We start from the raw sequence: 18,268 nt of genomic DNA, 5'->3' as shown, positions 1-18,268 counted from the left end.
AAAAGCGGGTTTTTTATTTTTTTGAAGAATTCCCTTGACCTTCGCGTGCAGGGGTTGTAAGATATTTAAGTCAGCTCGGGAGTGAGCGTTTGGCTGCTTGAAACGATCAAGATTGATTGAAAAAAAGCTTGACATTCGTTTGATTCTCTGGCATGATATAAAAGTTGCTTTTGTAAGTGACGCAGCACTTTGAAAACTGAACAGAACAAAGACAAACAAATTGTGTAGGGTTTTGTTCTTACTATGTAAGAACAAACAAAATTAATTAATTTGCGAAGTCAATTCGTAAGTAACAACAATAAATTATTTAACGTTTGGTAAAACAAACAGTCAGTAATTCATGTGAACGCTAAGTTCAAACTTTTAAAATGAGAGTTTGATCCTGGCTCAGGATGAACGCTGGCGGCGTGCCTAATACATGCAAGTCGTACGCTAGCCGTTAACCTGATCTCTTCGGAGTGACGGCTGACAATGACTAGAGTGGCGAACGGGTGAGTAACACGTAAGAAACCTGCCCTTTAGTGGGGGATAACATTTGGAAACAGATGCTAATACCGCGTAACAACTTTGAACTCATGTTCTTAGTTTAAAAGGTCCTTTTGGATCGCTAAAGGATGGTCTTGCGGCGTATTAGCTAGTTGGTAGGGTAATGGCCTACCAAGGCCATGATGCGTAGCCGAGTTGAGAGACTGGCCGGCCACATTGGGACTGAGACACTGCCCAAACTCCTACGGGAGGCTGCAGTAGGGAATTTTCCGCAATGCACGAAAGTGTGACGGAGCGACGCCGCGTGTGTGATGAAGGCTTTCGGGTCGTAAAGCACTGTTGTAAGGGAAGAATGACCGGATTCAGAGAAAGTTTCCGGCTTGACGGTACCTTACCAGAAAGGGATGGCTAAATACGTGCCAGCAGCCGCGGTAATACGTATGTCCCGAGCGTTATCCGGATTTATTGGGCGTAAAGCGAGCGCAGACGGTTGATTAAGTCTGATGTGAAATCCCGGAGCCTAACTCCGGAACTGCATTGGAAACTGGTTTACTTGAGTGCGATAGAGGCAAGTGGAACTCCATGTGTAGCGGTGAAATGCGTAGATATGTGGAAGAACACCAGTGGCGAAGGCGGCTTGCTAGATCGTAACTGACGTTGAGGCTCGAAAGTATGGGTAGCAAACGGGATTAGATACCCCGGTAGTCCATACCGTAAACGATGGGTGCTAGTTGTTAAGAGGTTTCCGCCTCCTAGTGACGTAGCTAACGCATTAAGCACCCCGCCTGAGGAGTACGGCCGCAAGGCTAAAACTTAAAGGAATTGACGGGGACCCGCACAAGCGGTGGAGCATGTGGTTTAATTCGAAGATACGCGAAAAACCTTACCAGGCCTTGACATACCAGTGACCGCTTTTGTAATGAAAGCTTTTCTTCGGAACATTGGATACAGGTGGTGCATGGTCGTCGTCAGCTCGTGTCGTGAGATGTTGGGTTAAGTCCCGCAACGAGCGCAACCCTTGTTATTAGTTGCCAGCATTCAGTTGGGCACTCTAATGAGACTGCCGGTGATAAACCGGAGGAAGGTGGGGACGACGTCAGATCATCATGCCCCTTATGGCCTGGGCAACACACGTGCTACAATGGGAAGTACAACGAGTTGCGAACCGGTGACGGCAAGCTAATCTCTTAAAACTTCTCTCAGTTCGGACTGGAGTCTGCAACTCGACTCCACGAAGGCGGAATCGCTAGTAATCGCGAATCAGCATGTCGCGGTGAATACGTTCCCGGGTCTTGTACACACCGCCCGTCAAATCATGGGAGTCGGAAGTACCCAAAGTCGCTTGGCTAACTTTTAGAGGCCGGTGCCTAAGGTAAGATCGATGACTGGGATTAAGTCGTAACAAGGTAGCCGTAGGAGAACCTGCGGCTGGATCACCTCCTTTCTAAGGATAATCGGAAACTACACTGATTTAGATATCAGATTTATTTGTTTGAGTTCTGTTCGGTTTTCAGAGCGCCGCCCTGAAACTAAGCAACTGGGGAATTAGCTCAGCTGGGAGAGCACCTGCTTTGCAAGCAGGGGGTCATCGGTTCGAACCCGATATTCTCCATTGGCGGCTTTAGCCGTCAATTGTACATTGATAACTGAATAGTAATTTAATTTCTTGTTAATTAAAATCCTCGTGTCTATCGACATCGACACGAGGTAAATTGAACCGAGAAATTCACTTCGATAAAAATGTCATTTTTAAAATGACCGCTAATAAAATCTGGAGACAGATCTCATAATTTTTATTGGTTAATCGCGAATCGAAAGATTCCAGGTTAAGTTAATAAGGGCGCATGGTGGATACCTTGGCACTAGAAGGCGATGAAGGACGTGACTAACTACGATATGCCTCGGTTAGCTGTAAGTAAGCTTACCCGAGGATTTCCGAATGGGGCAACCTGGTCTTAATGATCATCATTTAACTGAATTCATAGGTTATTTGAAGCAAAACGCTGTGAACTGAAACATCTCATTAGCAGCAGGAAAATAAAGAAATTTCGATTCCGTCAGTAGCGGCGAGCGAACGCGGAAGAGCCCAAACCTGGATGCTTGCATCCAGGGGTTGTAGGACTGATGTTGAGTTACAAAGGCTGCAGATAGCCGAAGCAGTTGGGAAACTGCACCATAGCAGGTGATAGTCCTGTAGGCGAAATCTGTAGCTCTCTAATCAGGATCCTGAGTACGGCCCAGCACGTGAAATTGGGTCGGAATCTGGGAGGACCATCTCCCAAGGCTAAATACTAACTAGTGACCGATAGTGGACAAGTACCGTGAGGGAAAGGTGAAAAGAACCCCGGAAGGGGAGTGAAATAGTTCTTGAAACCGTGTGCTTACAAGAAGTTCGAGGCCGTTAATGGCTGAGAGCGTKCTKTTTGTAGAATGAACCGGAGAGKTACGATTGCGTGCAAGGTTAAGGTGCAAAGACCGGAGCCGTAGCGAAAGCGAGTCTGAATAGGGCGAATCAGTACGTAGTTGTAGACCCGAAACCGAGTGACCTATCCATGGTCAGGTTGAAGGTGGGGTAATACCTACTGGAGGACCGAACGAGTGGGTGTTAAAAAACCCTTCGATGAACTGTGGATAGCGGTGAAATTCCAATCGAACTCGGAGATAGCTGGTTCTATCCGAAATACATTTAGGTGTAGCCTTGCAATGAGCTTACTGGAGGTAGAGCACTATTTGGTCTAGGGGCCCTTCAAGGGTTACCAAAATCAGATAAACTCCGAATGCCAGATAAGTATGTGCAGGAGTCAGACGGTGAGTGATAAGATCCATCGTCAAAAGGGGAACAGCCCAGATCACCAGTTAAGGTCCCTAAATATATGCTAAGTGGAAAACGTTGTGAAGGTGCATAGACAACTAGGAGGTTGGCTCAGAAGCAGCCACCCTTTAAAGAGTGCGTAATAGCTCACTAGTCGAGTGCTCTTGCGCGGATAATGTACCGGGGCTAAGCATATTACCGAAACTGTGGATGCGTAAGCATGGTAGGATAGCGTAGTTAAGGCGATGAAGCATGATCGTGAGGACATGTGGAGCGTTAACTAGTGAGAATTCCGGTATGAGTAGCGAAAGATAGGTGAGAATCCTATCCACCGAATGAGTAAGGTTTCCCCCGGAAGGCTCGTCCGCGGGGGGTTAGTCGGGACCTAAGGCGAGGCTGAAAAGCGTAGTCGATGGCCAACAGGTTGATATTCCTGTACCAATATTGAATTGCCGAAGGAAGGACGCAGAAGGATAACACAGGCCACGATTGGATTGTGGTTTTAAGCAGTTAGTCTGTATGAGAGTCAAATGCTTTTGTACTGAGGATAAGCTGTGAAGGTACCAAGTTTACTTGGAAATTGTGTGAGTTCACGCTGCTGAAAAAAGTTTCGTAGGAAGAAAATATTGCCCGTACCGCAAACCGACACAGGTACTCGAGTGGAGAACACTAAGGTGAGCGAGTGAACTATTGTTAAGGAACTCTGCAAAATGAGTCCGTAACTTCGGAAGAAGGACTGCTGATTTTATATCAGCCGCAGCGAATAGGCCCAAACAACTGTTTATCAAAAACACAGGTTTCTGCAAAATCGTAAGATGAAGTATAGGGGCTGACACCTGCCCAGTGCTGGAAGGTTAAAAGGAGGACTTAGCTTCGGCGAAGGTCTGAATTGAAGCCCCAGTGAACGGCGGCCGTAACTATAACGGTCCTAAGGTAGCGAAATTCCTTGTCGGGTAAGTTCCGACCCGCATGAAAGGTGTAATGATTTGGGCGCTGTCTCAACAATAGACTCGGTGAAATTTAAATTCCAGTGAAGATGCTGGGTACCCGCGACAGGACGGAAAGACCCCGTGGAGCTTTACTGTAGCTTGATATTGAATGTTTGTGCTGCATGTGCAGGATAGGTAGGAGACTTTGACGTCGGAACGCTAGTTTCGATTGAGTCACCCTTGAGATACTACCCTTGTTGTATGAACGTTCTAACTCTGATCAGTTATCCTGATCGAAGACAGTGTCTGGCAGGCAGTTTGACTGGGGCGGTCGCCTCCTAAAAGATAACGGAGGCGCTCAAAGGTTTGCTCAGAATGGTTGGAAATCATTCGTAGCGTGTAAAGGCATAAGCAAGCTTGACTGTGAGACTGACAAGTCGAGCAGGTACGAAAGTAGGACTTAGTGATCCGGTGGTTCCGTATGGAAGGGCCATCGCTCAACGGACAAAAGCTACCCCGGGGATAACAGGCTCATCTCCCCCAAGAGTCCACATCGACGGGGAGGTTTGGCACCTCGATGTCGGCTCATCGCATCCTGGGGCTGTAGTCGGTCCCAAGGGTTGGGCTGTTCGCCCATTAAAGCGGTACGCGAGCTGGGTTCAGAACGTCGTGAGACAGTTCGGTCCCTATCCGTCGTGGGCGCAGGAAATTTGAGAGGATCTGTCCTTAGTACGAGAGGACCGGGATGGACATACCTCTGGTGTACCAGTTGTTCTGCCAAGAGCACTGCTGGGTAGCTACGTATGGATTAGATAATCGCTGAAAGCATCTAAGTGAGAAACTAACCTCGAGATGAGATTTCCCATTCTTTGAAGTAAGACCCCTGAGAGACGATCAGGTAGATAGGCTAGAAGTGGAAGTGCAGCGATGTGCGGAGCGGACTAGTACTAATAGGTCGAGGACTTAACCAAGTAAGTGGTTTGGTTCAATTGCTTTTTTAACAGAGATAAATTACTATTCGGTTATCAGTGCGCAAGTACTGAGTGTCGTGTTGATTCCGGCAAGGCCACACCTGTTCCCATTCCGAACACAGTCGTTAAGCTTGCCAGGGCCCAAAGTAGTTACAGGAACGCCTGTTGCAAGATTAGGTCGMTGCGATGCCAAAGCACCCGAGAGGGTGTTTTTTTGTGTCTGCTTTTGCCTTTTTTCCCGCCTCCTTGTCAGCAAGGCTGACAAAAGAGGAGAAATAAAAAGGTGAGATAGGTATACTTTTTGAGAGTGAACAAGGAGTAACGAGATGGCTGAAATTTTATCACATATTAAATTAAACATGGATGAAGGTTTATTGAAAAAGCTGTGTGATTATCAGGAAACCTTCTGGCTCAACCCAGATTACGGTAAAAATTCATTATCTACTAGTGAGGTTAATAAGGAAACGGTATTTCGGGCAAATCGCTTGCTTGAACGATTTGCCCCTTATTTGGAAACTGTCTTTCCAGAAACAAAAGTTAGCAAGGGAATTATTGAGTCGCCTATACAAGAAATACAAAATATTAAAGAATATTTGTCTATTCCTGGTCGTGTTTTGATTAAGAGAGATGATTTAATGCCTGTCAGTGGGTCAATTAAGAGCCGCGGGGGAATTTACGAAGTACTGGTCTTTGCAGAAAAATTAGCTGCGCAAAACGGCTTTAATCCTGACACTGATGATTATCGGGATTTAGCTCAAGACCGATTTAAAAAAATTTTTGGACAATGGAAAATTGAAGTAGCTAGCACTGGGAACCTGGGTCTTAGCGTCGGTTTAATGGCAAGTACGTTAGGATTCAAGGCACGCGTACATATGTCGCATGACGCCACTCAATGGAAGATCAATAAACTTCGGCAAAATGGTGTGGAAGTCGTCATTTATAACGATAATTTTTCAAATTCAGTGACTATGGCCAGGGCTGCATCCGAGAAAGATGATCATAGCTATTTCGTTGATGACGAAGGATCAAAAATTTTATTTGCTGGTTATGCAACAGCGGGTGAACGAGTTAAACAACAAATTTCTGATTTAGGCATCGAGGTATCAAAAGAGAAACCCTTGGTCGTGTATTTGCCTGCTGGTGTTGGTGGCTCGCCAAGCGGTGTTGCTTTCGGCCTAAAGATTCAATTTGGTGATAGCGTTTTACCTATTTTTGTAGAACCGACACATATGCCTTCGGTTTTGCTTGGTATGGCCAGCGGACTTAACCATGATATTTCAGTTTACGATGTAGGCATTGATGGCAAAACTGCAGCTGATGGATTAGCAGTTGGACGTCCTTCTCTTATTGCTGGCAAATATATGCGGAATAAGTTATTTGGAATTGCAACTGTTTCTGATGAGCACATGTTTGCTTTCCAAGGCATGTTGAAAAAATTAGAAAATATTGAGGCTGAACCTTCTGCGGTTGTTGGTATACGTGGGTTATTAGCCTCTCAGAAGATCAAGACTATCCCATCGCAAGCGACACATATGATCTGGTCTACTGGTGGTTCAATGGTTCCTCGAGCAACGATGGATCAATATGAAAGAAATGCACTCAATTATTTTGCTCGCTGGCAAGCGTGATTTGTCTCATAGCTGACGGGATCTGATCGGAAATGCGTGTGGGCAAGGCAATATAGTTTTGTTTGCTTAATTGTTTTGCAATCCAACTATGTAAATAAGCAGCCGCTTGAATGGTCAAAAAGGGGTCGTGTCGAAACTGCCCAAGAAATCCGGCAACGATACCGGCTAGCGTGTCTCCCATTCCTCCGACAGCTTGAAAGGGACCACCAATCGTGAGCTGATTATATTGGTCAGGATTTTTTTGGGCGTAGATCTCACTTGCATTGCTTTTTAAAATTAGGTAGTCTGCTCCAATTTTTTGCATCTCCAAAAAATTGGCATCAGCGGTCTGCTCTGACACCTTTAGCCCTGTCATACGTTCCCATTCTCCTTGGTGCGGCGTCAGAACACTTGTCGGCTTCTGTGGTATACGAAGATGCCGTTTACCGATCATTGATAGTGCTGTGCCATCGATGACTAAAAATTGATTCGCTGTTAAAATACTGAAGGTTTCTTGTATGAGTTCCTCTGAAAAATCTGAATCTTCCAAGCCTGAGCCGATCAAAATGACGTCGGCTTTTTTGGTCATGTTCGACAAATTTTTCCGATCATAATAATCAGCAAACATAGCTTCAGGAATAGTGGATAGCATTGCGGTGCGGTTAATCGGGTCAGAAGCAAGAGTAACTAAACCAGCGCCGGTATTTACCACTGATTTAGTTGCCATAATCGCAGCACCACCGAATGGTTTACTCCCACAAATCAACAGAATACGGCCGTAATTAGTCTTGTTAGAATGTGATGGACGTTCTTTGATAACTTCTTTTAATATGTCAGATTTTAGGATTTTTTTTTGCATTTCGATCAAAGAGTAACATAAAGAGAAAAACATAACAATTTTGGCGTTAAGCGTTTACATATATCAATTTTGATCGTTTTTAAAAACAAAAGCGTTACAATGTGGTTTATGGAAAAGAGGTGATGGGGTATGCCCAGTGGTACACTGAAGACCTTCCAATTCCTAGGCTTGACATTTGATTGGACGACGATTATTTCAACTTCGACGGCTTTTGTCATAGTTCTGGCACTTGGAATTTTTCTTTCTAGAAGGTTGAGTATTCGGCCTGGTAAACGGCAAAATTTACTGGAATGGATTATTGATTTCACTAACGGCATCGTTAAGAATCAACTACCGGATCGAAGCGGATCAACATATAGGCTCTACATTTTTGCACTGTTTCTCTTTGTATTTGTATCAAATCAATTAGGCCTATTTCTTGAATTTGGCAATGATTCGATGCAGGTCAGGAGCCCGACTTCGATTCCTTTGATCACGTTGACGTTGGCTTTAATGAGTTTGATGGTCGCTCATTTTGCCGGAGTTATGAAGTTCGGTTTTGTCGGATATTTAAAAAATACTTTCTTGGCACCGACCGCGGCTTTGTTTCCGGTTAAAATTATTGATCAGATTACAAACTTGTTGACGTTAGGTTTACGAATTTACGGTAATATATTTGCTGGGGAAATTCTGCTTAATTTAATTGCAGGCTTCGCCTTACCAAATAATACTTTTAATTCGCCAGTTAGCTTCATTTTGTCCATTCCACTCGAGTTGGTTTGGCAAGCATTCAGTCTTTTGATTGGTGCAATTCAGGCCTTTGTTTTCGCGACTTTGACAAGTGTTTATATCTCGCAGATGATTACAAAAGAATGATAGTTTAATTTAAGAAAGAGGAGAAAATTAATGAATTATATTGCTGCAGGTATTGCATTATTGGGATCAGCCATTGGTGGTGGTATTGGAAATGGCCTATTAATGGCTAAACTGATTGAATCTATCGCACGCCAGCCTGAACTAGAAGGTACTTTACGTACGAACATGTTTATTTCAATGGCTTTGGTTGAAGCCATGCCAATCATCGTTATTGCGATGTCATTCCTATTGATCAATGCATAAAAAAGTAAGAAAGGATGGGTAGTATGCTCACAACGATTGCAATTCAAATACCAGGTGGTTCAGCAGTTTATGTGTTGCTCACATTCATCTTGCTCATGTATGGTTTGAAGAAGCTGGCCTGGGGGCCGGTTACAAAGATTATGGACGAAAGAGCCAACCGGATCAGTGATGATTTGGATTCCGCTGCCAAGTCTAGAAGTGAAGCGGAGAAACTTCAAAAGATTGCAGACCAAAATTTAAAGGAAAGCCAAGCACAGGCAACCGAATTGATGGAAAGCACTCGCAAATCTGCTGAAACGCAAGGCAAGAAAGTTGCTGATCTGGCTCAGGCTCATGCTGATTCGATTAATCGACAAGCTCAAGTTGATGCACGGCAGATTAAAACAGCCGCTCTAGAGTCGGCTAAGGATCAGATTGCTGATTTGTCTGTTTCAATTGCTTCTAAGATTATTGGTAAAGAAATTTCAGCCAAGGATCATAAAGCGCTCATCGATGATTTTATTTCAGATTTGGAGAAGCAAGATAATCCGACATCGGTCAAGGAGAAGGTCTAATGGCTTTCAACGAAAACAGGATTGTCAGCAATTATGCACAAGCTTTGTACGAGGTTTCCAAAGATCAGACAGCAAAGGTTCTTTCTGAATTACAGACAATTGAATTGGTTTTTGAACAGAATAAGAAATTAGCGCCAACTTTGGATGATGTTTCGGTGCCGAATGCCCAGCAGGAAGTCTTTATTAAAACTCTTAGCAAGGGTACTTCCCATGTCACTCAAAATTTATTAGAAACGTTAGCTGATAATCGCCATTTCTCATTGTTAGAGGAAATTGTTAACCAGCTAGAAAAGCTGGTCAATGTTTCTGAAAATCAATCTTTGGTCTTGGCTACGACAGCCGTCGCGCTGACGAAGTCTCAGGTCGACAAACTGAGCAGGATCGCACAAACTAAGTTTAATTACGAACACGTCGAAATTAAGAATATCATCGATCCTGCCATTATTGGTGGCGTTATCCTAACAGCTGGATCAAAAACAATTGATGGATCAATAAAAAATAAGTTAACGCAGTTAAATAATCAAATTAAAGCAGCTGCTGGAAAGGAGCAATAAATGGCAATTAAATCAGATCAAATTAGTTCTTTAATTAAGCAGCAGTTGGAAAAATACGATGCTACTTTAAAAATTGATGAAGTCGGAACCGTCACCTATGTCGGTGATGGTGTTGCGCGTGCTAGTGGTTTAGCTAACGCAATGTCAGGCGAGTTGGTTCAATTTGAAAATGGTGTCTATGGTATGGCTCAAAACCTTGAAGAATCCGAAGTTGGTATTATTGTGCTCGGAGATTTTGATGGTATTAGTCAAGGCGATACGGTTAAGCGTACCGGCAGAGTCATGGAAGTGCCTGTTGGCGATGAGCTGATTGGCCGAGTTGTTAATTCCTTGGGAGAATCAATTGACGGTAATGGTGCAATTAAGACAACGCATACACGCCCGGTTGAGTTTAAAGCACCAGGAGTTATGCAAAGAAAGTCCGTTTCTGAACCTCTCCAAACTGGTATTAAAGTTATCGATGCCTTGGTACCGATTGGTCGTGGACAACGAGAATTGATTATCGGAGACCGTAAGACCGGTAAGACATCACTAGCTATTGATACGATCTTGAATCAAAAAGGACAGGACATGATTGTTGTCTATGTCGCGATTGGACAAAAAGACTCCACTGTTCGAACTCAGGTTGAAACATTACGTGCCATGGGCGCGTTGGATTATACAATTGTTGTCTCAGCTGGTCCTTCGGAACCTGCGCCTATGCTTTATTTAGCACCTTATGTTGGCGCAGCTATTGGCGAATACTTCATGTATAACGGCAAGAATGTCTTGATTGTGTATGATGACTTGTCCAAGCAGGCGACGGCTTATCGTGAGCTTTCTCTGATATTGAGAAGGCCGCCAGGACGTGAAGCTTATCCTGGAGATGTGTTCTATCTTCATAGCCGCCTATTGGAACGTGCAGCCAAATTGAGTGATGAATTAGGCGGCGGATCAATGACTGCTTTACCGATTATTGAAACACAAGCTGGAGATGTTTCAGCTTATATCCCGACGAATGTTATTTCAATTACTGATGGCCAGATCTTTTTGGACGCAGATCAGTTTTATGCAGGTAATCGTCCAGCGATTGATGCCGGGACTTCGGTGTCTCGTGTTGGCGGGGATGCTCAGATTAAGGCGATGAAAAAAGTTTCTGGTACTTTGCGTTTGGATTTGGCATCATATCATGAACTAGAGGCCTTTGCGCAGTTCGGTTCTGATCTTGATGCGCCGACACAGGCCAAGCTTGCTCGTGGGCGACGCACAGTTGAAGTATTGAATCAGCCTCTGCATCAGCCGATGCCGGTTGAGCAACAGGTTTTGGTATTATATGCCCTGACTCATGGATATTTGGATGATATTGATGTTACCGACATTCAAAGATTCCAAAAAGAATTTGTCGAATTCGTTGGCAATAACAAGACTTATTCTAAATTATTCGATGCCATTAAAAAGACTGGTAATTTGCCAGCTGAAAAGGATATTAATGCTGCAATCGAAGATTTCAAGAAGCATTTTGCTAAATCTGTTGAGCCAAGCGACTACAATGCGCCTGCTGAAAAACAAGGAGCTGCTGAATAATGGCTGGCCTTCAAGATATCCGCAGACGTATTGACTCGACAAAGAAAACCAGTCAAATTACGAGTGCGATGCAAATGGTCAGTTCGAGTAAACTGAGCCAAATCCAAAAGCATACTTCTGGTTATCTTGATTATGCAAACCACGTTGAGGCAATTGTTGCGCATTTGGCTGCAACTCATTTGCTGGATTCTCAGGCCGAAGGTACGATTCCGTTTATCACGCAAAGACCTGTTAAAAATACAGCTCTATTGGTCATCACGTCGGATCGTGGATTAGTTGGCGGCTATAATAACCAGGTCTTAAAACAGGCTGACCAAATTATGGCTGATCAGAAATTGACTACAAAAAATACGGTCGTTTTCGCTGTCGGTGGCAAGGGATCTGATTATTATGCCAAAAAAGGTTTTACCATTGCCTTTGAGGACCGTGATATTACCGATGTTCCAAAGTTCTGGGAAGTCTCACCCTTAGTAAAAGAGATTACAAAACAATATTCAGCTCATAAGTTTGATGCGCTCGAGATTGTGTATAATCACTTTATAAACCGCCTTCGGAATCAAGTTGTGGACCAATTCGTGCTGCCAATCAGAGCGGAAAATTTTAAACGGGACTCTGAAGGCAACTTATCGGCGGATAAGTATAAAAGTAGAGCCAGGGATTATGATTTTGAACCAGCACCTGAGACTCTACTGAAAGCGGTACTGCCTCAATTTGCACAATCATTACTGTACGGTGCCGTGCTTGACTCTAAAACAGCTGAGCATGCCGCTTCGGCTAATGCAATGCAAACAGCAACAGATAATGCAAAAGATTTGATTTCTACCCTTGGATTGAAATATAATCGAGCACGACAAGCAGCGATTACCACTGAGATTACCGAGATCACTGGTGGTATGGCTGCTCTACAATAGAACAGAAAGGAGAAATAGATGGCAGAAAAGAAAACAACAGCGAAAGCTAAAACTGACAAAGCTGCTAGTGCTGTTAAGAATACTGAGTCTGCAAATGATCCAGTTTCAAAAACAACTGACAGTACGGCGTCTGTTTCGAATGAGAAGAAATTAGCTGTAGGTACGATTATTCAAATTATCGGCCCGATTGTTGATGTGCAGTTTCCAGATGATGCGAAACTTCCTGATATTAACAATGCCTTAAAAGTGCAGAAGACTGATGACACAGAGCTGACAATCGAAGTATCTATCGATCTTGGTGATAATGTTGTTCGGACGATCGCCATGGATTCGACCGACGGTTTGACCCGTGGTATGAAAGTATCCGATACTGGTGCACCAATCGAAGTACCAGTCGGCGACAAAACTTTGGGACGTGTTTTTAATGTTCTTGGCGAACCAGTGGATGAAGGTGACCCGATTGATGCTAGCGTACCACGCCATCCAATTCACCGTTCAGCGCCTAAATTTGATGAGTTAACAACTTCGGCAGAGGTTCTTGAAACAGGGATTAAGGTTATTGATTTATTGGAGCCTTATCTTCGTGGTGGCAAGACTGGGCTCTTTGGTGGCGCTGGTGTTGGTAAGACAGTGCTGATTCAGGAGTTGATTCATAACATCGCGCAAGGCCATAATGGTATTTCCGTTTTCACAGGTGTCGGTGAACGTACCCGTGAAGGAAATGACATGTATTATGAAATGAAAGCAAGCGGCGTTCTGAAAAATACCGCCATGGTGTATGGACAAATGAATGAGCCGCCTGGAGCACGTATGCGTGTGGCTTTGACTGGTTTGACCATGGCTGAAGATTTTCGTGATCAAGAAGGTAAAGATGTTTTGCTATTCATTGATAACATCTTCCGCTTTACTCAAGCGGGTTCTGAAGTTTCAGCTTTGTTGGGGCGTATCCCTTCAGCCGTTGGTTATCAACCAACTTTAGCAACGGAAATGGGCCAACTGCAAGAAAGAATTACTTCCACTAAGAAGGGTTCTGTTACATCTATTCAAGCTGTCTATGTGCCAGCCGATGACTACACTGACCCTGCTCCTGCCACGACTTTCGCTCATTTGGATGCAACGACTAACTTGGAGAGATCTCTGACACAACAGGGCATTTATCCAGCTGTCGATCCTTTGGAATCAACTTCAAGTGCTCTGACCCCTGAAATTGTTGGTAATGAACATTATGAAGTTGCCATGCAGGTACAGCATGTTTTGCAGCGATACAAGGAACTACAGGACATCATTTCTATTTTAGGAATGGATGAGTTATCAGACGAAGAGAAGACAATCGTTAATCGTGCTCGCCGTATTCAATTCTTCTTGAGCCAGCCTTTCTCAGTTGCTGAGCAGTTTACCGGTGTTCCCGGTCAATATGTGCCCGTAGCTGAGACGGTCCGTGGTTTTAAGGAGATTCTAGAGGGCAAACATGATGATTTGCCAGAAGAAGCCTTCAGAAATGTGGGCACAATTGATCAAGCAATTGAAAAAGCAAAGTCGATGAAGAGCTAAACTATGGCAGAGAATCTTTCGACAAATGAAAATCAGCTGACGGCGAGTATCGTAACCCCTGATGGGACGGTCTATAATCAATCCGATGTGAGTTTGGCGGTGCTTGATACGCTTGAGGGCGAGATTGGGATCATGGCAAACCATATTCCAATTGTCGTCGCGCTGAAGATTTCGCAGATGCGCATTCATCGTGGGAAAGATGAGGATCTGTATACGGTTAACGGTGGTTTTGCTGAATTTTCTAATAATACGTTGACCGTTGTGGCGGATTCAGCGGAAAATGCAAAAGATATTGATGTCAGTCGAGCTCAGGCGGCCGAGGAACGAGCTAAAATTCGTGCCAGGAATGCACAAACAACGGATGAAAGTGCGCGTGCGCGTGTTGCACTGGCCAGAGCAATTAATCGTATCAATGCTTCTAAAGTTCGATAATAATTTCTTAAAAGACACAGTTTATGTGTCTTTTTTGTATACAATCAAAAGCATGCAGAGTTTATTTCAATTTATGTTTACCCTGGTTTGTGTCTACATTTCGTTTTGGAGCCTGCAAAATGTTGAATTCGAGAAAATTGTATTGCATAGTGCTAGACGGCAAATACTTATTTTGAGGGCTTTTTTGGCAATTGTTATTGGATATTTTGTTGCTAATTTTTTCTTAACAATGGGGAATTTGATAATTAGTTTTAGCCAAAGTTTTCAACGGTAGGAAAAATTGCCGTGTTATAATTGACTGCGAGGTTTTATGGCAAAAGATATTGGTATTGATTTAGGAACAGCGAATGTCTTGATCTACGTTGAAGGTCAGGGGATTGCGCTAAATGAGCCATCAGTCGTCGCAATCGATGCAAAGACTGATCAGGTTTTAGCAATCGGCTCGGATGCTTATAAATGGATTGATCGAGGCAATCAGGATATTCGTGTTGTTCGTCCATTAAAAGATGGTGTGATCTCGGATTTTGATGCGACTGAGGCAATGCTGACGACTTTTGTCAACCAATTACGTGTCAAGGGTTGGATGAGTCGACCGAACATTATGATTTGTGCGCCGACAAATATTACCGAGATTGAACGTAAAGCGATTATTCAGGCTGCTCAATCTGCTGGTGGTGCAAACGTCTACCTTGAGTATGAGCCGAAAGTTGCTGCTGTTGGTGCTGGACTTGATATTTTTGACTTTGTTGGAAGCATGGTGATTGATATTGGCGGCGGTACCTCGGATATTGCCGTCTTATCAGGCGGGGACATCGTAGCTAGCCAGTCTTTACGTATGGCCGGTGATCAATTAACGCAGGATATTATTCGTTATTTGCGTCAACAGTTTGGTATTTTGATCGGAACACCTATGGCCGAACGTATTAAGCAGGATGTCGGATCTGCCTTACAAGTTACCAATCCGATTGAGATGACTATTCGTGGACAGGATCTTAATGATGCTAATTCTGTGAAGGGCTTGCCTAAACAAGTTACCATTGATTCAAACGACATTGAAGAAGCGATGCATGCTACTTTAACGACGATTGTTCGTTCAGCCAAGGAAATTTTGGGACAGATTCAGCCGGGGCTAGCAGGAGATATTATCGATCGCGGCATTATGCTGACTGGTGGTGGTGCTTTATTGGGCTCTAAAGTCAAAGGCGGCGGTATTGACACGCTGCTTCAGCAGGAATTACACGTTCCGGTTAATATTTCGGATGCGCCTTTGGACAATGTTGCAAAAGGAGCTGGCACCCTGCTGGAATATGCAAAACGCGAGCGGCACAATGCACATCAAATTTTAGGGATTGGTAATCCAGCCTACAAGAAAAAGCTCGATAAGGAGACACAGATCGAGTCTAATAATATTCATATTAATAAAATAGAAAAGTGATTGATCAAATGTCTAATCGAGAGAAAAATTATCAGGTGGAATTAGTTGAAGAAGGTACTACCTTACACGTTCAAATTGCCGGTGAGACCATTGGTGATGTGACTCAAAAAGATGGCCTGTATTTGGCGAAGAATGTTTGGGATAATTTTTTGGGAGATTTCAAAAAACAAGATCAGGCAGTGATGGCTGTCATTTCTAACTTTAATTTGCGTCAAGCTTAATTTAAAAATGCAAAATCCGAATTTGAAAAATAGAGCCGCGACTTTTCGTCGTAAAGATGATTCGCAAATTGATTGGCGGATCATTTTTGTTGTACTTGCACTGATGGCAGTGGGTTTTGGTGCGCTATTTTTAGCGTTGAGGGCTGACTCGTCAGTCTCTATCGTTCATTCAATGCTGATCCAGTGTTTATGGTGGCTTTTCGGTTGGGGAATAGCCATCCTGCTGATGCACTTGGATGCTGATCAGCTTTTTCGCTTTGCGCCGATAGCTTATGCTTTAGGTATTGCATTATTGGTTTTTGTACTTTTTGCCTATAGCCGGTCCTTAGCAGCATCAACGAATGCAAAGTCTTGGCTCGCAATTGGCAGTTTAACTTTCCAACCTTCCGAGGTGATGAAACCAGCCTTGATTTTGATGCTGTCGCGAATGGTGTATACCCATAACCAGAATTATGCGGTCCATACGGTATCATCAGATTTTTTGTTGATAGTGAAGATGATTGCTCTAACCTTGCCGGTTATCATTTTGATGCAGCTGCAGCATGATTTTGGTTCCACGCTAGTATTTGTTGCCATTTTTGGTGGTATTTTCTTGGTTTCCGGTATCTTGAACCGTATCTTGGTGCCTATTACTGCGACTGTTAGTACGATTGGTGCCCTAGCGATATTTGCCGTGACCACGACAGCTGGCCGGACGATTCTGACTAATTTAGGATTTCAGGCCTACCAATTTGCTCGTGTGGACGATTGGTTAAATCCTGGCGGTGCTGCAAGCTCGCAAAGCGGCTTTCAGCTGTTTCAGTCGATTAAGGCGATTGGTTCCGGCCGTATTTTTGGTAACGGTGTCAATAATATTTCTGTCTATGTGCCGGTTCGTGAGTCAGATATGATTTTTTCTGTGATTGGTGAGGGGCTGGGCTTTGTTGGCGGTTTCGTCGTGATTCTGCTTTATTTTCTACTCATTTACAGTCTGATACGCCGTGTATTTGATACGAAAAATTCTTTCTATGCCTACGTTGTCTCTGGCGTTGTCTTAATGGTGCTTTTCCATGTATTTGAAAATATTGGTATGAGTATCGGACTGGTGCCATTAACGGGTATTCCGCTGCCCTTTATCAGCCAAGGCGGGTCGGCATTAATGGCTAATATGATCGGAATTGGTTTGACTTTGAGTATGCAGTATCATAACTTTACCAGTGAGTTTGCCAAAAAGGAGACTAGTTTTAAATGATTGATGACCAGATTGCATTAATTAAAGATACGGTTATCCAAGCTCGAAAAAAATTGGCGAATGGCCAGATTTATCAGTCCTTAAATGGGCAACTAGAAAATTTGGTTGGCAGCCTGTCAAAAAGATCGAAGACAATTGTTAAACCTGTCGATGGCGGCGACTCTGCTTTGGCTTTAATGCAAAAAACGTCAGAGAAGTTTATCCAAGTCAAAAAAGTCTTGCTGACTGATGATCAATTATTTGAAATCTTAAGACAGCTGGCTTCGACCAATCCAGCTTACCGTGATCGTGGTGCCTTTTATTTTCTTTCTGATCTTATTTCTAATAAAGCCTTGAGTCCAGAACAGATGCGCTGGATTGCGAATTATCTGGTAGCTGATGAGCGCTTGTTTGGGCATATTTTAGAGCCATTAAATGACGGTGTCTTTCAAAGGTCTTTTTCGCTGCTCGTCTTGGGCCAGCTATTAAGTGCAGATGTCCAGCAGAATTTCATCGATACGCAACTGCGCGACCGGATCATTAATCAAGTTGCTGCCTATGCTTTGCTAGAACAAGATGGTCGCGGTTTTGTCGGTGAAAAAGGTTGGGCGCATGCCTTCACTCATTTGGGGAATGTTTGCAGCAACCTTTGCAGCAGTCCTAAAGTTCGCCGAGCGGATAAGATTTTGCTCCTGGCAACGCTGCTGGTGGGCTACCATAATGCGCCGGTGCCATTCGTTGCTGGTGAAGATGCCCGTATTGCGGCTTATTTGGCGGAGATCACAAATCTTAACGAAATTTACGAAGATTATTTTCTGCGAGTCTTAAAATTTTGGCATCAAGGGTTGACTGCTCAAATGGCTGTCACGACCGAAGCCGGATGGAATAAAATTTATAATCGTAACCGTTTGCTGCAGCAGCTTTTGCTGCAAAAAGACGCTTTTCCGGGTTCAATTGTTGATTATATTGAAAGTACCCGCGATTATTTAAACTAATTGACAAGTGAATAAAGATGTGAGATTCTTAAGTTTCTAGGAATTCGTTTTTTTAATTTTTAAATAATCATTAGGAGCAG

At 43.7% G+C, this 18,268-nt stretch carries 15 protein-coding genes, 1 tRNA gene and 3 rRNA genes; 18 read left to right on the top strand and 1 reads right to left on the bottom strand.

What is annotated here, in order from left to right:
* Positions 1-364 precede the first annotated feature (364 nt).
* From OKIT_RS08710 to OKIT_RS08690, 5 genes are all read left to right on the top strand, one after another.
* Positions 365-1,930 (top strand): 16S ribosomal RNA (locus tag OKIT_RS08710).
* Between the two features lie 95 nt (positions 1,931-2,025).
* Positions 2,026-2,098: transfer RNA gene (locus OKIT_RS08705), tRNA-Ala, on the top strand.
* Positions 2,099-2,310: 212 nt separating this feature from the next.
* Positions 2,311-5,198, top strand: a 23S ribosomal RNA gene (locus OKIT_RS08700).
* Positions 5,199-5,271: 73 nt separating this feature from the next.
* A 5S ribosomal RNA gene (gene rrf / locus OKIT_RS08695) occupies positions 5,272-5,388 on the top strand.
* The 16S, 23S and 5S rRNA genes sit together here with 1 tRNA gene alongside, the layout of an rRNA operon.
* 136 nt (positions 5,389-5,524) lie before the next feature.
* Positions 5,525-6,826, top strand: a complete 1,302-nt coding sequence (locus OKIT_RS08690; RefSeq protein WP_007747099.1) for a D-serine ammonia-lyase — start codon at positions 5,525-5,527, stop codon at positions 6,824-6,826.
* Here OKIT_RS08690 and OKIT_RS08685 read toward each other — a convergent pair.
* The gene (locus OKIT_RS08685) at positions 6,798-7,664 is read right to left on the bottom strand and encodes an NAD(P)H-hydrate dehydratase (RefSeq protein WP_007747096.1); all 867 of its coding nucleotides are present in this window, start codon (positions 7,662-7,664) and stop codon (positions 6,798-6,800) included. The genes OKIT_RS08690 and OKIT_RS08685 overlap by 29 nt on opposite strands.
* Before the next feature lie 129 nt (positions 7,665-7,793).
* Between OKIT_RS08685 and atpB the strand changes: the two genes are divergently transcribed.
* From atpB to OKIT_RS08620, 13 genes are read left to right on the top strand one after another with little or no spacing between them, the layout of a single operon-like run.
* The gene (atpB, locus tag OKIT_RS08680) at positions 7,794-8,519 is read left to right on the top strand and encodes a F0F1 ATP synthase subunit A (RefSeq protein ID WP_007747094.1); all 726 of its coding nucleotides are present in this window, start codon (positions 7,794-7,796) and stop codon (positions 8,517-8,519) included.
* A gap of 30 nt (positions 8,520-8,549) precedes the next feature.
* Positions 8,550-8,762 carry a F0F1 ATP synthase subunit C gene (atpE, locus tag OKIT_RS08675; RefSeq protein ID WP_007747092.1) on the top strand — a complete coding sequence of 71 codons (213 nt, stop codon included), beginning with the start codon at positions 8,550-8,552 and terminating at the stop codon, positions 8,760-8,762.
* 23 nt (positions 8,763-8,785) lie between these two features.
* Positions 8,786-9,316: a F0F1 ATP synthase subunit B gene (atpF, locus tag OKIT_RS08670; protein WP_007747090.1), complete on the top strand. Its 531-nt coding sequence runs from the start codon at positions 8,786-8,788 to the stop codon at positions 9,314-9,316.
* Positions 9,316-9,870, top strand: coding sequence for an ATP synthase F1 subunit delta (atpH, locus tag OKIT_RS08665; RefSeq protein WP_007747088.1), 555 nt, complete (start codon positions 9,316-9,318; stop codon positions 9,868-9,870). The genes atpF and atpH overlap by 1 nt, the downstream gene beginning before the upstream one ends.
* Positions 9,871-11,433, top strand: a complete 1,563-nt coding sequence (gene atpA, locus OKIT_RS08660) for a F0F1 ATP synthase subunit alpha (RefSeq protein ID WP_007747086.1) — start codon at positions 9,871-9,873, stop codon at positions 11,431-11,433.
* The gene (gene atpG, locus OKIT_RS08655) at positions 11,433-12,344 is read left to right on the top strand and encodes an ATP synthase F1 subunit gamma (RefSeq protein WP_007747083.1); all 912 of its coding nucleotides are present in this window, start codon (positions 11,433-11,435) and stop codon (positions 12,342-12,344) included. Before atpA ends, atpG begins: the two co-directional genes overlap by 1 nt.
* Before the next feature lie 18 nt (positions 12,345-12,362).
* Positions 12,363-13,895 (top strand): F0F1 ATP synthase subunit beta, encoded by a 1,533-nt coding sequence (atpD, locus tag OKIT_RS08650; RefSeq protein ID WP_007747081.1) that lies wholly within the window; start codon positions 12,363-12,365, stop codon positions 13,893-13,895.
* A gap of 3 nt (positions 13,896-13,898) precedes the next feature.
* Positions 13,899-14,327, top strand: coding sequence for a F0F1 ATP synthase subunit epsilon (locus OKIT_RS08645; protein ID WP_007747079.1), 429 nt, complete (start codon positions 13,899-13,901; stop codon positions 14,325-14,327).
* Positions 14,242-14,601, top strand: coding sequence for a DUF1146 domain-containing protein (locus OKIT_RS09840; protein ID WP_338417516.1), 360 nt, complete (start codon positions 14,242-14,244; stop codon positions 14,599-14,601). The genes OKIT_RS08645 and OKIT_RS09840 overlap by 86 nt, the downstream gene beginning before the upstream one ends.
* A gap of 36 nt (positions 14,602-14,637) precedes the next feature.
* Positions 14,638-15,762 (top strand): rod shape-determining protein, encoded by a 1,125-nt coding sequence (mreB, locus tag OKIT_RS08635; protein WP_007747077.1) that lies wholly within the window; start codon positions 14,638-14,640, stop codon positions 15,760-15,762.
* Positions 15,759-15,983 carry a DUF2969 domain-containing protein gene (locus tag OKIT_RS08630; RefSeq protein WP_241778133.1) on the top strand — a complete coding sequence of 75 codons (225 nt, stop codon included), beginning with the start codon at positions 15,759-15,761 and terminating at the stop codon, positions 15,981-15,983. Before mreB ends, OKIT_RS08630 begins: the two co-directional genes overlap by 4 nt.
* A gap of 7 nt (positions 15,984-15,990) precedes the next feature.
* Positions 15,991-17,214: an FtsW/RodA/SpoVE family cell cycle protein gene (locus OKIT_RS08625; RefSeq protein WP_007747071.1), complete on the top strand. Its 1,224-nt coding sequence runs from the start codon at positions 15,991-15,993 to the stop codon at positions 17,212-17,214.
* Positions 17,211-18,188 (top strand): DUF2785 domain-containing protein, encoded by a 978-nt coding sequence (locus tag OKIT_RS08620; protein ID WP_007747068.1) that lies wholly within the window; start codon positions 17,211-17,213, stop codon positions 18,186-18,188. Before OKIT_RS08625 ends, OKIT_RS08620 begins: the two co-directional genes overlap by 4 nt.
* Positions 18,189-18,268 lie beyond the last annotated feature (80 nt).

It is taken from the genome of Oenococcus kitaharae DSM 17330 (genome assembly GCF_000241055.1).
Lineage (GTDB): Bacteria > Bacillota > Bacilli > Lactobacillales > Lactobacillaceae > Oenococcus > Oenococcus kitaharae.
Note: the sequence above shows the minus strand (reverse complement) of the source record. Positions and strands in the feature narration are given on the sequence as shown.

Coding starts and splice junctions, on each gene's coding strand:
- OKIT_RS08690 (WP_007747099.1), top strand. CDS start 5,525: ATGGCTGAAATTTTATCACATATTAAATTAAACATGGATGAAGGTTTA.
- OKIT_RS08685 (WP_007747096.1), bottom strand. CDS start 7,664: ATGCAAAAAAAAATCCTAAAATCTGACATATTAAAAGAAGTTATCAAA.
- atpB (WP_007747094.1), top strand. CDS start 7,794: ATGCCCAGTGGTACACTGAAGACCTTCCAATTCCTAGGCTTGACATTT.
- atpE (WP_007747092.1), top strand. CDS start 8,550: ATGAATTATATTGCTGCAGGTATTGCATTATTGGGATCAGCCATTGGT.
- atpF (WP_007747090.1), top strand. CDS start 8,786: ATGCTCACAACGATTGCAATTCAAATACCAGGTGGTTCAGCAGTTTAT.
- atpH (WP_007747088.1), top strand. CDS start 9,316: ATGGCTTTCAACGAAAACAGGATTGTCAGCAATTATGCACAAGCTTTG.
- atpA (WP_007747086.1), top strand. CDS start 9,871: ATGGCAATTAAATCAGATCAAATTAGTTCTTTAATTAAGCAGCAGTTG.
- atpG (WP_007747083.1), top strand. CDS start 11,433: ATGGCTGGCCTTCAAGATATCCGCAGACGTATTGACTCGACAAAGAAA.
- atpD (WP_007747081.1), top strand. CDS start 12,363: ATGGCAGAAAAGAAAACAACAGCGAAAGCTAAAACTGACAAAGCTGCT.
- OKIT_RS08645 (WP_007747079.1), top strand. CDS start 13,899: ATGGCAGAGAATCTTTCGACAAATGAAAATCAGCTGACGGCGAGTATC.
- OKIT_RS09840 (WP_338417516.1), top strand. CDS start 14,242: ATGCACAAACAACGGATGAAAGTGCGCGTGCGCGTGTTGCACTGGCCA.
- mreB (WP_007747077.1), top strand. CDS start 14,638: ATGGCAAAAGATATTGGTATTGATTTAGGAACAGCGAATGTCTTGATC.
- OKIT_RS08625 (WP_007747071.1), top strand. CDS start 15,991: ATGCAAAATCCGAATTTGAAAAATAGAGCCGCGACTTTTCGTCGTAAA.
- OKIT_RS08620 (WP_007747068.1), top strand. CDS start 17,211: ATGATTGATGACCAGATTGCATTAATTAAAGATACGGTTATCCAAGCT.